The sequence below is a fragment of the Fictibacillus sp. BK138 genome (assembly GCF_004216955.1).
Taxonomy (GTDB): Bacteria; Bacillota; Bacilli; order Bacillales; family Fictibacillaceae; genus Fictibacillus.
Map to the genome: position 1 here is coordinate 1 of NZ_SGXL01000003.1, position 15,115 is coordinate 15,115.

Below are 15,115 nucleotides of genomic sequence, written 5' to 3' on the forward strand. Positions count from 1 at the left end.
AGAATTACAGAAAATTGAGTGAGGGCGGCCACTGATATTTTTACAACAACAGAGAAGTTATACGCCTTTATTTTGCCGCCCACGCTTCGATCTCGACTTTTAATTCTGGTTTTGCTAAAGCGGTTATATAAGCAAATGTAGTCACTGGTGGATTTCCCTTATGGAAATCCTCCCATTTATCTAAAAATACTTTCCTATCTATTTCTTCTGTCAGCCAAAAATTAATTTTGAAAATATTGTTTGTACTTACTCTTTCACTATTAAGAATCGCTTTTATGTTATCTAATGCATTGGCAAATTGGCTTTCTATATCTTTCGGTAAAATTCCATCTTTATCATTACCAATCTGACCAGATAGAACGACTAATTCAGCCTCTCTCGGTATGATGGTAACATGATGGTATTGAGCTATTGGTGGTGACACAGTATCGGGGTTGGTTTTCCTAATTTTCATTATCTGTCTCCTGAAATTTTATTTAATACAACGATAAGTTAAATTGCATTGAAAACTCGTCCTAGAACATAAAAACTTAAAATCTATGTTTTGGGCAGCAGTTACAAGAATAGAGATAATAGTTACAAGATAAATAGAATGGATGAGGTTACGTGCTAAATGAGATGGATTTAACCAAAGAAAATTTAAAGAAAGCATTATACTTAACTATGAATAATCAAGTTCTACATAAAGAACTTGTTGATTGGTGCTCTCGAAAATTAGCAGAAGTATATTCTGAAAATGATGATTTATATCTTGATGAGTTTATCGAGATAGCGAAAGATATTGATGCTCAGTGGGAGCTGCATCTCACAAATACATTTTCTTTATCAGAGCTTCAAAGGATTGACCTTAATAGAGTGACCATGCCAAAAGACTGGTTAGTTAGATGGTACTACGCCATCTGATGATAATCATATGGCGAATACGAATGCCTAATTTCCACCCCTTTCCTGAAATAGTTACTTCTTTTATTTTTCTCCAAACTTATTCCTCAACTCAACCCTTCAAAAAGCCATTTCGAATTCGCCGCGATTAAAGTAATGTTGTATTTCAACTCTTCCTTCACTCCCTAAAAGGTCTTCTGAATATAAAGTAAATTACTAACTGTTTTTCAGGTGTCTCCATTCAATCCAACCCTTCGAAGGATTTCATTATCTTTGCTTCCTTAAAAATCTAGTTCTTTTAGTCAGTCATCTATCTTCACCTTCAAAAAGTGACATCCTTCTTTAAAAGGATGTCACTTAAAAGAATGTTGAAACAACAAAAGATGTCGATTCTAGTACACTGTTCGACCTTCCAGGACAAATGTTAAAAACCCAGCAGGTTATACCAATATAGTCTGTGTATCAGTTAGACTCTAGTAAGAATGGACCCTTTGTTGATTCGTATGGAATCTTGCAAGAATTCAACGAGGATGCTGCCTGCAACTACCGTATTGTCGCCGGTTACCTTACAGGGAAGAGTGGTATCGTCGTATTGGTCGTAACAGTATAGCTTATCATCCTCTACTCGGAACTCTAGTCTATCGTTGTTTTTTATAAATGATCCAATATACGAACTATATGTATCAACAGGATGTGTATACTCAGGAACTTCCGCTATTTTTTCACAAGGAATACCATTGACCATGATGAACTTGATTTCTGAGTCTTCCTTATTTTGAAACCCTACCGAGAGTACTTCTCCTTCAGATGAAGTACCTTGAAATCTGTCTTTACCATATGGAGTGAGGACCGATTCATGATCGTTCATATTTAAGACTAAGCCCCCCGCTGGTTGGCTTATACTCACATAACCGGTCCAAGCCCCCACGTATGTCCCTGTGCAACGGTTTAACGGTATTGTTTTGCCTTTGTAATTCTGAGGATACACTTTTTCTGTCTCATTTGGAAAACGGAGGTTAAAGATCATCTCTATAATCTCCTCAGCATGACCCCAGAATCCTTCTCTTTTATTACATGCCATCACAACTCCAAAGTCTTCATCAGGTGCAATGAACATCCATGCTCCGAGTGATTGGAGTGCACCGTCATGCCAGGCACGTCTTATTCCCTTATAAAAATCCAGTTCAAGTGTAAGGCCGTAACCGCTCTGGTTCGGCATAAAATAGTCACCGTGTAGGGTCATCATCTCACGTACACTGTTTTCGTTTAAAAAATCTCCACCTGATTTCAAGAACATCTGACCGATTTTTGCCAGCTCAGACATACTGGCCATAGCAAAGCTCGATGGGTTATGTGCCGAATTTGCAGGAAAACGGTGCGCTACTCCAAGACTGCCGTCTTCTTTTTTTGAATGGGGTAATGCCAACGGATAAGTGACAGCTTTCGAAAGATCATAGGTAGATCTTTCAAGCGATATAGGGTCAAACACGAATTCTTGTACAAGTTCGTTGAAAGATATACCCGTTACTGCTTCTGCTACATATCCTGCGGTGTCAACCCCAAGATCGCTATAACTCCATGATTCTCCAGGGGGGAACAATAGAGGATGATTGGGAACACTCATCACTAATTTATTCAATCCATCAGAATCTTGGCTTCCAAATGCCTCAAAAACATGAGGAAGACCCACAGTATGACTAAGAAGTCTTCGCAGCGTAACCTTTTCTGTCTCCTGTTCGTTATGAAGTGTGAACCAAGGAACATAAGCCCTAATGGGTCTATCTAGATCAAGGATACCTTTTTCCACTAGTTTCATAATTAGAGTACCCGTTATCACTTTACTAATCGAGCCGATACTAAAAAGGGTATGTGGCGTAACATTAAGAGCAGTTTCTTCCGTACTCGTATACCCGAATCCCTTTTCGAAAAGGACATCATGTTTATTGAATAGGACGATTGCAAGACCCGGTACGGTCGCAATCTGCATTTTTTCTGCTATAAGTTCTTCGATTTGTTTATAGTTCAAATTTAAATCCTCCGAATGTTTATAATCTATAATCCCCTGAATGTAAACTATCTGTTGTAATTTGATACATCTTAATCACTCCTATTAATCAATTTAAAAAGGACTAAAAAACTGTATAGTCATTTTTTATTACAATCGTATAACATTCGAAAAGTTTTAGCAATAAGGATTTACTATCAAGGAGAAAAGGGTTTTATGTATAAGATTAAAGTCCTAGAAGCAAAATGAACTATGAGAAGTATTCCAAGTTCAAAATAAAAGGTGTTATAGACATAACGATTGGGGGATGACATCACTGTTCAGAATAGCGACAATTGAAAAGGAGATGCTTTAAATCTCGATCCTTGGTTAATGAATGATAGTTTTATATAACCTTTTAAGAGAATAAAGGGAGATTCATCATAAAATTGAAATAAAAAATAGAAAAATTCCTTTGTTATTTATTTCTATTTTGTAGTATCCTAAAAATGTAACATTATGAAAATACTGAGAAACAAGGGGGTGGATGAACTTGTTGATTAAAGGACATTTGATTGATATCCAGCCGATAGACCATGAAGTTAAAAAACATGCATAAACAAAAACAAAAACGTTTAGATATAATCTACTTGGATATGCTAAACGTTTTTTTATGTTTTTTTTAACTAAAAAAGCCAGTATATATATTCTGAACCAATTGCATGATGCAATCTCCAAAACTCATTTTTTCTGTATAACGGACTTAGCCCTTTCAGGTTTCGGAAGCACTGCAGCCTATAGTAAAAAAATCCAGCGAAATTTTTTATGATTTTATTAATATAAAGAAATTATTTTTCATCAGAGTTGGTTCTTCTCTTCCCCAGAAGTTCTGAAGCTTTTTTAGCTTTATCCCGTGTCTTGGTTATATAAAGTAATGAAGTTTGTGTAGAGGTATGCCCGAGTTGATTCATGACAAGAGATAGGTCTCCCGTTGCTTCTGCCAGATTCGTTGCATACGTATGCCTCAGTTTATGCGGAGACAGTTTTTTATCGAATGCCTTCGTGTACTTATAGACGATATTTTGTATAGCCCGATGGGAGAGGGGAGACGATTGCTTTTTATATACACTTAAAAAAACAAACTCGTCTTCATCTGTGGATCCACCGTACTTTTGATTTCTAACTCCTAGATATCTTTTTATATCCTGCATACTTTCAGGAACTACAAAGACAGAATCCTTTTTATTTCCTTTCCGGATTACATGTATTTCTCCGTCTGAAAAATCCAGATCCTTCATACGTAAATTTGCAAGTTCATCTAAACGGATTCCCGCCCCTAAAAATAAGGAGAGGATAGCAAAATCCCTTTCTTTATCACGTTCAAAATAAGTCTTCTGTTTCGGCGAGAGGGAAAGAATATGCTCATCTCTTACGTAATTTAGAAAATTGATATCATTGGTTTCGACAAAAATCTTGTTTACTATATTCTTCGCCCGTTCGTTAAGAGTTTCTGTTACCTTATGAATACGAACCTTTGATAGAACGTTCCTAATCATATAAGATTCTCCCTGATCATTTTCAGTTTCATTTGTTAGGAAGTTGAAAAGGGAGCGAAGTGCTGATTTTTTCCGGTTGACAGTCGCTTGAGAAATTCGTCTTTTTTCAGCGTTCTTTTTATTCGAAGATGAATATTCTTTTTTCCCGATTGTGCGGAAGTAGCTTTCCACTTCCTTTAAAGGAAGGTTCTCTAACTCTGATAACTTAACCTCTTTTAATGGTCCAGTTACGATTCTTTCAGCTATAAGCCAATCAAAAAACTCCTGGAAATCCCTAGCGTAGTTATACAGCGTAACAGGAGAGAGATAGTCTCTAGAATCGATGTATTCGATACAATAGAAGGGAAGTTCTTCTTGGATTCTATCAACCCTTTGTTGGAATTTTTCTCGCTGCCTTGAGATAGCCAATAAAAAACCTCCTTTATATATATTCTCTTCAAAAACATATGTTCGTATAATGCAATTTATATGAACAAAAAAACAAATCTTTATATTGTAGGTGTTTTTAATAAAAACTCACTTAACGCTGGATATTTATCTTTATTTGTATTTTCATGTAACAAATCAGTGATGAACTTGAATAAGTTATTTACAGCTTCTATACATAAATTACTCTGAATAGAAGTTGGAGTAAAGCCTTCATGAACAACCTTATTTCTTAATAAATAAGTGTTTTTCCACCAACTACCTACAATACTTTCTTTATTAGTTATATCAAAATCGCCGCCTAATCTTCTGTGAAACTGATGAGTAACCATATTTTTAAAAGCTATAGATTCAACTTTTTCATTTATTACTTTTAAATTGTTTTCTTCATTAAATAAAAGTTGTCTATATAAAGCAGTAAAAAAGGTTTCAACGGCTGTTTGAGATTCAATAACAGATTGCCTAAAATCACCATTTTTAAAATACCTTCTGGCATTAAGATTTAATTCTTGAGTATATGTAAATGGATTTAATTCATATCCAACAGTATCGATAAATCTCATGACAGCATCAGTTTTTTTAGTGTCCAAATAATTTTCGTGGTTTTGATCCAATTTATTAAAATTTAAATGAAATAAACCTTGATATTCTTCCTGATAAGGTTTAAGACTTACTAATCTAAAAAGTATAATTGGATCCAGATTTTCCATTTTAACTTTATTTACACTAATGTCTTTTGTAACTAAAATATAGGAAGTTATAATATTATTTAGATTTTTAAGTAGTAGATTAAAGGTTTCAGTCAGATAATCTTCATTACACGTATCTTTTTTAAGTTCTTTCTTATAAATATATGACATTTCAACTCGGGTTCGATTTATACTTTGTTGTTGGTTTGATACCTCTTTATATGTACCTGTATAAATGGGTTCTGTATGATTAAATTTTGAAAAATGAAAATGATTTAAAACATCATTTGTAACTTTATACGTTACATTAGTAGAGTCTTTAAAAGGGACAAAATAAGGTAAAGCTATTCCAAATTGCAGCATTGATTTACCTTTAAAATATCTCTCGATATGAGACTTTAAATTTAATATATAATTTGCTTTATTATAATAAAATGTTCTTTGTTCCATTAAACCAACCTTTCATTAATCTATTATTCTTAGAATATATCAATTCTTTTAAAAAATAAACTATTCTTAAAATTTATATTATACGAACAGTTAATCTAATCCTATTTATTACAAAACTATACTTATTTACAGTCAGAATACTAAAGAATATTGTTAAAAAAAGCTGGTTACTGTGCTTTGAAAATCGCTAATAAATACCACTATCAAATACTTCACATAAAAAATTTTTCTATGAGAGATGTGTTCTATTGATACACACTCTCATAGCATTGACCTGATAGGAAGCCAGGGTTATCGTAGTTTGGCATTATCTAGTTTCGGGTTGAGTCTTATCAGTCCGTTTATCCATTCTTCACGCCACCAGACCACATCATGTCCCCCTTGAAACTCGTGAAAATGAACATTGTGCCCTTTAAGCTCAAGCATACCTTTAAAGATTCTATTCGCTTCTAATAACTGTTCAACTTCTAGATATCCTGTACTCATATATATATTAAGTGAAATTGTTTTAGGTTCATTTAATTTCTCTTTAAACCAAGGATGGACACCACTATTAAATGGATCTTTTGAATGTACAGCACCTGACATTGAGATAACATTACCAAAGAGGTTTGGATTCTTTAACGCGATGAATAGGGAAGCTAATCCACCTAAGCTATACCCTCCGATCGTGGCGTCTCTACTCTCTAATGACACATTGAAGTTGTTTTTTATCCAGGGCATAAGCTCTTTTATAATAAAATCGTTAAAATTTTCATTAAACACCAACTCTTCCATTCTATCAACATTATCAATACCTATGAACACACAAGGTTCTATACTTTTATTAAAGATGAGTTTATCCAAAGCATCATTTACAGATAACGAAGTAAGGGTCGATAAACCATCAAAACTCATTATCACCTTATAAGGTCTACCCTTGTTTGAGTAACCCGAAGGTGTATATATTCTAATTTTTCTTGTGTTTTTTAAGATATCACTATAGAACTCATGAGTTCTTATGTTTCCTTGAGGAACTTTATGTGCTGTGGATTGTTTCTTATTTAATGAAAGACCAAGCTCAACTACTGACAAGGTTGTATATTCTTTCTTTTCAGAATCCGTTAAAAATCTCATATTACTTTTACTATATGGATCCGATTGATACCTTTTACTTCTTTCTAACCAGTTATTTCCATGATTATCATTGATTGAAAACCTATATGTAGAGACGAATTTTTTACTTGTCTTGAAGGTTCTATAAAAAATCTTCGTGTCTGTGATCTGGCTTAGCATATTTTCCTGTAAATCCCATCCAGGAAAACTACCTAAAACTAATACTTTTTCTGTATTGCCATCTCCTATATATATAAACGTTACCAATTTTTCTTCACTTTCTTCACATGTTTCTACGATAGGTGTTCCCTTTTCCTTAATCTCCATGATAAAGTCATCTATATTGTTTTTTTTATCGTATTTTAGTTCCTTTATTAATCGTTGTATTCTAGGACTGGTGTTTGTCACTGGCATATGATTCTGCCTCCTAAACTTTGATTTTCCATATGATTCACTTTTTTAAATATTACTTGCATTATTCTAATTATCAAGTGTTTTAAAGTTCTACTTAAAGCTATAAACCATCAAATCAAACGAAGATCTTATTCATCAAGAAGCGTTGCAAATCAGGTCTGATACTATTATGAATGGTTTCATAGACCTTTTTGCTCTTAGTCACAAAATCACCCGTTCTTCCATAACTAAAACCCCTTGTTACGGAAAAGGCATTTGAAAGAAGTTCGATCGCAAGTAATTTTTGTTCATCCTCATCTAAAGCAGGATCCAACTCACATTGGTATAAAATGGTGCTGGTAATGCCTTCATTATTTCTTACGGGTCTAGACAACGTATAGCCTAACGGCTTACCATTTTCGTTTAATGCCATATAAGATTCTCCGTTGAATATGTTTTCGCACATCGATTCCCACGCGACAGATGGGTTATAAAAATTAATCTCTCTCACATCCGCAGGAGATCCTTTCTCAAGCCTGTAAATACTCTTTTCTCGTCCTGAAGAAAAGTGTCCCGGACTGATGTTATCAAAAACGTCCAGGGTGCATTCTTTAACATATCCGAAAGATTCATAGAGTGCGATAGCGGATTTGTTTCCTGTTAAGACTTCTAGAGTAGCTCGTTCAACAGCTTCTTTTTTATACAGTTCAAACGTCTCCTCAAGAAGAATTCTGCCTATACCTTTTCCGCGCAGGCTGCCTACGACCCCCGTCCCCCCATTCCATGCAATCTTGACACCATTTAATGACTTGATGGAGTTCAAGACGAAACCTGCCGGTTTTCCGTCAAAGAACGCAACTAAGGATGAGGAAGGAAATAGTTCCTTTTTTCCGATCATCATCGCAATCTGATCTACTGTAAGTTCCATGTTCTGGGAGTATCCACTAAACACATCATTCCAGACGTAAGAAAGTTCGTCAAAAGTACATTCATTTACTTTCTTGATATTAATCATCTACAGATCACACCTTAATATTTTTAACTTCAAATAACGGTTTTGAGTTCCATTTAGATAAAAATGGAAATCCTCAACCCAAAAAATCAGTCATACCTCAAGAATTTTATCATTTTAATAGAATATTCTAGTTTAAAGGGGTTAGATGTTCGTGTATGATTTTCCAGCAACCATCCGTCTTCAAAAATGCATTGGTGGCTTTTCCAGATCCGCTTACCTTCTCTCCTTTATAAAATCCACTCCAATGATAATTGTATATACAAAGAGCAGATTCATCTAATATACTTAACCATTGGATGTTGTCGATTCGGTAGTCTTCATCCTTTATGAGTGACCAAGTGTTGTCAAAATAGTCCCTGATCTCCTGTATTCCTTTATAACACTTCTCCTGAAAAAGAAATACTGCGTTATCGTGTATAAAGGATTGTACATTAGTAAAGAGATGGCTATTCGTTGCATCAATGTATTGAGAAAGCGTCTCAAAATTTGTCATAAGAACACACCTTTTAAATTTTTTCACACTTCTTACAAAGAGATTTATACTTTACGATCTCAAACTACTCATATTTGTTGGGCCACTAGTTTAGCGCATCAAGATAGCTCTTAAAGATAATTCCTGCTAATTTTAACATCGTCAAAAGAATTTATAATAATATCTTTGTAATATTCATTTATCGCTTGATCTAGTTGATCTTTTTTCACTTTCTTGGACTTTATCAGATAGTCTTCTAAATACATTTTATTCAAGACTATTTGTTCTAATTGCCTTCGATCCAATCTATCATCTGCTTTTAATCCTTTTGACAATCGTTCAATTTCTGATTTTAATTTCTTTTCATCAGGTAACCACCCCTTTTCATGAGCTTCAAGATAAATCAATTCGTTTGCGACAAGGGTCATAAGTTTATTTACATTAAGGTTTTTATTTGTTAAAGATATATCACTCCTATGAAAAGGTTGTTTTTTGACCATAAAAACTATGTCACTCTCTAGAAGCACTGCGTTCTCTTTAATTTCTTTTTCAAGATAAATATCTTTAATCCCATTCTCTTGAATTTGTTCATATGAAATGCTGATTGTTTTTTTTACGTTTTCCTCTGCATTTTGCGAAGTAAAAAAAATAAATAGAAGAATGGAAGGTAATAATAATATTTTTATCTTCATTCGTATCACCTGATAAAAAACTGACTATACAGTTTTATATTTTATGTCGTTGGCCTGTTTTTATACCAACGAGGATCTTTTACTTTTTATTTTCTATTAAATGCTTATCTTCTAGTTTTTTTTCAATTTGTTCTAGATATTCTTTATCTTTTAATATCATTTCTTTATTCCTGTCTACCAGTTCCTTAAAATTATATTTGATCTTCATTCTTTTCCTCATTTCTCAAAAGCCTGACATGCATAAAGGTTTTGTGGCTTTGAATATCGTTTCAACCAAAGGTATAACTGTTTTATCGGAAATCTCAGCTAACCCAAGGTTGATTAATTTTGAGAATGATATAGAACCTACATATAGGGATGATAGATTTGTAATATCAATATTAATCTCTAATTCAAAAGATCCTTTTTCAATAAGTTCAAGTCTTCCATCTTTGATTTCCGTAATGATGCTTTTATTATTCTCTTCTAATAAACTATCAAAGATGTTCCATCTTATAATCTTATTGACGTTATGATCGATCTTTTTACCTAGAGATTGAAAAGCCCTCATTACATCAAGAACTCTATACATGATACCAACACCTGAGGTATTAGACTCATGGTATACAAATGGAATGAGATGGTTAGTATCGTTTCTAGGATCTGAAAACAGATGATAAAAATCTTCGTCTTGCGTATTAATTACAATATATCTCACTTGGTCAGATTGACTATTGAAGAAAGTAAAAATCTCATTTAATGATTTAGTGTCTAAATAAACCAGTTCTTTAACTTGGATATCATTTATCAAGAAACTAGTTCCTTCTCCTTTTTGAAAATTAAATATACAATAACCTAAAATCTTCCCATCGATTTCACACCCTATGATTCTATTCGCAGGGTTCTTAAAAATGGCCTCGAGTTCACTTTGCGTTTTATTGAGTAGCCCATTGGTCAAAAGACAGTATTCGTTATAACATTCTAACAGTTTCTCTTTATCCTTTTCGGTCAAGTATTTTATGTTATGCTTTGAACCCCTACTCGGAAAGTTTTCTGGCTTGATTTTATATAGATTCATCTTCGTACCAAAACCAAATCCCATCTTCTTATAAAAATCCGGTCTGAATGGATACAGCATAGCAACGGTCGCACCTTTTTCCTGATAGTGCTTTAGAAAATAAATCAGCATCTCTTTTGCGATTTTCTCCTTCTTGTTAAGAAGGTCTACCGCTACAAGTCCGATTCCACCAGCTTTTAGCTTCTGATTATGCAGATGTATTTCATAATCATGAAACCTCATAGAACCAACTAATTTTTCGTTCTTATAATATCCATACAGACTTATCGTCGGATCTTCATTCTGGATGTGCAGCAATCTTTCCTTTAATACTGATTGATTACTTGGTATATGGTAATCAAAAGCGGTATAAGCTCCGGATACTACGTTGATAAGAGCATCAAAATCTTCAGTTGGTATTAGTTTGATTGACATACTCCGACTCCTTGTTTTTATTAAAACAACCCCTGCCGCAGGGCAGGAGTTGTTTCTTTTTTAATCCTTGTAACCTTAGTGTTTCTCGATATACGTCCACTTGTACGTGAAATCTCCACCAAATACATGTTCTGCTCTATTCTTAACATATCCTCTTAATAGAGCTGCTGTTCCGTCCTGGAACATTGGAGAGATCGCTTGATCTTCCATAAAGACTTTTTCTGCTTCTAATAACATCTCAAAACGTTTTTTTGCATCTGCTTCTTTTAATGCACTCTTTACAAGTTCGTCGTATTTTGGATTTGAATATGCCATTTCGTTATGGCCACCATTTGTTAGGAACATGTCAAGGTATGTCATAGGATCATCATAGTCTGGTCCCCAACCTGCATAAGAGAAGTCATAATCCATCTTTGTTTCTAACGCTAGCTTTTGTTTGAATGGTTGAGCTTTGATGTTAACAGTTAGACCAGGAAGGTTCTTCTCTAGCTGGTTCTTGATATATTCACCGGTCTTCTTACTCGTATCATCATCATAGTTAAGTAATTCTAATGTTAGAGATTCTTCACCGATCTCTTCAAGACCTTTTTTCCAGTACTCTTGTGCTTTCTTAATATCGTAAGAACCGAAGTCACCATTGATCTTACGGAAATCTTCACCATCAGGATTCTTCGTGAAATCCGAAGGAATGAAATAATACGCAGCTTTAGATCCATCATTTAAGATAACTTTAGCATGAGACTCTTTATCCCATCCGCTGTCGATTGCTTTACGGATGTTTAAGTTCGCAAGTGCTTTGTTCTTTTGATTTAAACGCAAGAAGTACATTACAGGATCAGGTGAAGTGTAGAAGTCTTCATGATCTTTGTATTGGTCTACATACTCTGCTGTAAGTTTTGCATAATCGATGTCACCCGTCTCGAACAGGTTGATCATAGTAGCTGTATCTTTAACTACTTTTTGATTGATCTTATCTAGGATGACGTTCTCTTTATCCCAATATTGATCGTTCTTTTCCATTACCCAACCTTCGTTATGTTTCCATTCACTCATTACAAAAGGACCATTATAGATCATCGTGTCTGCTTCAAGTGCATAATTTTTACCTTGAGATTCCACATACTTTTGGTTTTGAGGATAGAATGTAGCAAAACCAGTCAAACTTAAGAAATATGGAGCTGGGTATTCAAGTGTTACTTCAAGCTTATGATCATCGATCGCTTTAATACCTAACTCATCTACCTTGCCGTATAACGGGTCTCCTTCAGTTTGAATACCGTTAGCGTTTTTAACCACTCCCATGATGTAAGCGTATTGAGAAAGAGTGTCTGGATGCAACGCTTTTTTCCAACTGTAAACAAAATCATGTGCTGTTACCGGATCTCCATTACTCCATTTTGCGTTTTCGTTCAGTTCAAATGTGTACACAAGGTTATCATCACTTACAGAATAACTTTTTGCGACACCTGGGACAGGCTTATTTTCAACATCAAGACGATAAAGCCCTTCGAATGTATTATTCATGATGGTAAAAGAAACCGTATCTGTTGCCTGACTAGAATCCATCGATGGAATTTCACCGCTAGCATAAAGATTTAGAACTTGTTCCTCTGCAAGATTACTAGAATCAGGTGTTCCGGTATCTTTCCCTTTTTCTTTCCCTTTAGACCCTGAACTTTCGTTCCCTGAACAAGCTGCGAGCATCATGCTAAGTATTAGCATCATGATCAGTAAAGACTTTTTCATTCATTTTTCCCCCATTCTTTTATTCTTTATAAACCATTTAGTATTTTCTAAATGATTTAGAAAAAATAAAAATTATTCTGATAATTTGCATTAGTTGTTATGGCACCAGCTGAATAAGGTCTAGGTGCCATAACAATACACTAATTTTATAAAATGACTATTTAGTTTTTTTAAATAAAAAACTGAACGGTCAATTTATTTTATATTTAATCACAGATGTAAAAATCCGTCAACAAATTTTAATGTATTTTTAATATTTTTTATTACTTGATGAGATTCTCAGGATTTAAAGGCAAAAGATAGTGAGGAACGAACAGTCCATCCTTCCTTACTAGAAGATCATCAAACCATATTTCTCCTCCACCATAATCAGGTCTTTGGATGTTCACGATATCCCAATGAATTTTAGAATCGTTACCGTTGTATGATTCGTCATTATAAGATTGTCCAGGAGTAAAATGAAAGCTTCCTGCAATTTTTTCATCAAACAGCGTATCGTTCATAGGCTGAAGAATATAGGGATTAACCCCTATTGCAAATTCTCCAATATACCTTGAACCGTCGTCTGTATCTAATATCTTGTTTAATTTCGAGTTATGGTTAGATGTTGCATGGATTATCTTGCCGTTCTCGAATTCAAATTTTAGACCTTCAAAGGAAGTACCGTTATAAATGGTGGGTGCATTAAAAGTAATGTATCCGTTCACTGAGTCACGTACTGGTGCTGTGTAGACTTCTCCATCGGGAATATTATTCTCTCCTGCACATACGATAGAGCCCATATTTTTAATTGAGAACGTAAGATCTGTACCTGGCCCCTTTATATGGACATTATTGGTACGATCCATTAGTTCTTTTAGCGGAAACATAGCTTCTTTCATCCTGCCATAGTCCATTGTACAGACTTCAAAATAAAAATCTTCAAAATCGTCTAGAGACATACCAGCTTTCTGGGCTTGTGAAGCATTTGGAAAATTCATCAATACCCATTTAGTATGATTGATCAGATGGTCTAAATAAGGCTTTGAGGCTTTATTATGCAGCAATAGTTTTTCTGGAGCTACGTTTGAGTTCTCACGGTCGTTTTTCTTGCCGTATATTCGGATAGTAGCATCCAAATCTTTTACTTTATCCATGTCCCACTTTTGGCCGATGAGATATCTCTCCTCTGTTGCCCCATCCAAGAGCAAACGGGATAACTCTGTATTGATTAAATCGACAAATGGGTACGCCCCCCTCTTGTAGGCTACTCGAACTAGCTCTTTGGCGAGTTCTAAACCATCGTCTAAAACAGTAATCAGTATGACTTCTTCCTTTTTAATTTTCACAGAATGATCAAGTAGTACTTGAGCTAATTTTTTTACTCGTTCATCTCTCATCATAATCCCCCTCAAATAAAAACTGACTATACAGTTTATTATAAAGGGTCAATTAATGAAAATCAATCTCATCTGTGTTGTCACTTTTCTTGTTTTCCTTGAATAATAACATGATACCTATACTGTAAATGGTTGATATAGCCAGTGGAACTAGTACGTACGCCTGATCCAATAGTAACAAACCAAGTAAGAGTGAAGAAGCACACGTCCCTACTGTGATAAAAAAGTATGCTTTACTTTTATAGATCCAAGTGTACGGTAAAAAATGCGAGCCCCCAAGCAGTCCTATAGTAAATGGCACAAAAGCCGGTGCTTGTTGGTAGATCAGAATAAATACTGGAAGATAGAACATCTGAGTACCTGCAACTAATCCTCCAAGTTTTCCTAAAGGATTATCAGTCATTAAATTAATTCCCAACATCCTAGCAATCAAGATTCCAGCTGGGAAAATCACACCCAGACCAACGATCCATATCAAACCAAGGGCTTTTAATGAAAAGAATAATGGAGCAAAAGAAATTAAAAAAAAGAAAATTGCTCCTGCGAGTAGAATTGGATACCCTCTTTTAGCAGTTTGGATAAGATTTATTTGGATTTCTGTTAATTTTTCCATAAAATTCTCCTTTTATAAAGTGGATGATTTAAAAGCTTTACATATAACAATCATATAATGTTTTTTGCGCCCCTTAAAAACTAACCGGTCAGTTTAATAATAGCCGATTTGAATTCAATAATACAGTTTTATTATTATTTGTTATTATATTCATTGTTCTGTATGGAAAAACATCTATTATGAACGGGTGAATTAAACGAATGGGTTATAAAAAGACCAGGGAAAATCTAACGGGTACTCTTTTGGAGGAGA

14 protein-coding genes are annotated in these 15,115 nt (G+C 34.4%); 1 reads left to right on the forward strand and 13 read right to left on the reverse strand.

Features of this window, described 5'->3' with window-relative positions:
- Positions 1-67: 67 nt before the first annotated feature.
- On the reverse strand, positions 68-454 hold the full coding sequence (locus EV282_RS18015) for a RidA family protein (RefSeq protein WP_130297284.1): 387 nt from the start codon (positions 452-454) through the stop codon (positions 68-70).
- A 152-nt stretch (positions 455-606) separates the two neighbouring features.
- On the opposite strand from EV282_RS18015, the gene EV282_RS18020 reads away from it, so the two are divergent.
- Positions 607-903, forward strand: a complete 297-nt coding sequence (locus EV282_RS18020; RefSeq protein ID WP_130297285.1) for a hypothetical protein — start codon at positions 607-609, stop codon at positions 901-903.
- A gap of 445 nt (positions 904-1,348) precedes the next feature.
- On the opposite strand, the gene EV282_RS18025 is transcribed toward EV282_RS18020, so the two are convergent.
- From EV282_RS18025 to EV282_RS18080, 12 genes are all read right to left on the reverse strand, one after another.
- Positions 1,349-2,908, reverse strand: coding sequence for a serine hydrolase domain-containing protein (locus tag EV282_RS18025; RefSeq protein WP_130297286.1), 1,560 nt, complete (start codon positions 2,906-2,908; stop codon positions 1,349-1,351).
- Between the two features lie 806 nt (positions 2,909-3,714).
- Positions 3,715-4,830, reverse strand: coding sequence for a tyrosine recombinase XerS (xerS, locus tag EV282_RS18030; protein ID WP_130297287.1), 1,116 nt, complete (start codon positions 4,828-4,830; stop codon positions 3,715-3,717).
- 80 nt (positions 4,831-4,910) lie between these two features.
- The gene (locus tag EV282_RS18035) at positions 4,911-5,987 is read right to left on the reverse strand and encodes a hypothetical protein (RefSeq protein WP_130297288.1); all 1,077 of its coding nucleotides are present in this window, start codon (positions 5,985-5,987) and stop codon (positions 4,911-4,913) included.
- A gap of 291 nt (positions 5,988-6,278) precedes the next feature.
- Positions 6,279-7,496, reverse strand: a complete 1,218-nt coding sequence (locus tag EV282_RS18040) for an alpha/beta hydrolase (RefSeq protein WP_130297289.1) — start codon at positions 7,494-7,496, stop codon at positions 6,279-6,281.
- Positions 7,497-7,611: 115 nt separating this feature from the next.
- Complete coding sequence (locus tag EV282_RS18045; RefSeq protein ID WP_130297290.1) at positions 7,612-8,490, reverse strand: GNAT family N-acetyltransferase; 879 nt, start codon at positions 8,488-8,490, stop codon at positions 7,612-7,614.
- Between the two features lie 127 nt (positions 8,491-8,617).
- Positions 8,618-8,983: a YybH family protein gene (locus EV282_RS18050; protein WP_130297291.1), complete on the reverse strand. Its 366-nt coding sequence runs from the start codon at positions 8,981-8,983 to the stop codon at positions 8,618-8,620.
- Positions 8,984-9,093: 110 nt separating this feature from the next.
- Entirely contained in the window at positions 9,094-9,654 is a 561-nt protein-coding gene (locus EV282_RS18055; RefSeq protein WP_130297292.1) for a hypothetical protein, read from the reverse strand.
- A 79-nt stretch (positions 9,655-9,733) separates the two neighbouring features.
- Positions 9,734-9,862: an FbpB family small basic protein gene (locus EV282_RS18060; protein ID WP_242611948.1), complete on the reverse strand. Its 129-nt coding sequence runs from the start codon at positions 9,860-9,862 to the stop codon at positions 9,734-9,736.
- Positions 9,863-9,877: 15 nt separating this feature from the next.
- Positions 9,878-11,125 (reverse strand): GNAT family N-acetyltransferase, encoded by a 1,248-nt coding sequence (locus EV282_RS18065; protein WP_130297294.1) that lies wholly within the window; start codon positions 11,123-11,125, stop codon positions 9,878-9,880.
- Between the two features lie 75 nt (positions 11,126-11,200).
- A complete protein-coding gene (locus EV282_RS18070; RefSeq protein ID WP_165389528.1) occupies positions 11,201-12,871 on the reverse strand; it encodes a peptide ABC transporter substrate-binding protein in 1,671 nt (556 codons plus the stop codon).
- 263 nt (positions 12,872-13,134) lie between these two features.
- The gene (locus EV282_RS18075) at positions 13,135-14,250 is read right to left on the reverse strand and encodes an aminopeptidase (protein ID WP_130297295.1); all 1,116 of its coding nucleotides are present in this window, start codon (positions 14,248-14,250) and stop codon (positions 13,135-13,137) included.
- 52 nt (positions 14,251-14,302) lie between these two features.
- Complete coding sequence (locus tag EV282_RS18080; protein ID WP_130297296.1) at positions 14,303-14,863, reverse strand: DUF7010 family protein; 561 nt, start codon at positions 14,861-14,863, stop codon at positions 14,303-14,305.
- Positions 14,864-15,115: the final 252 nt, after the last annotated feature.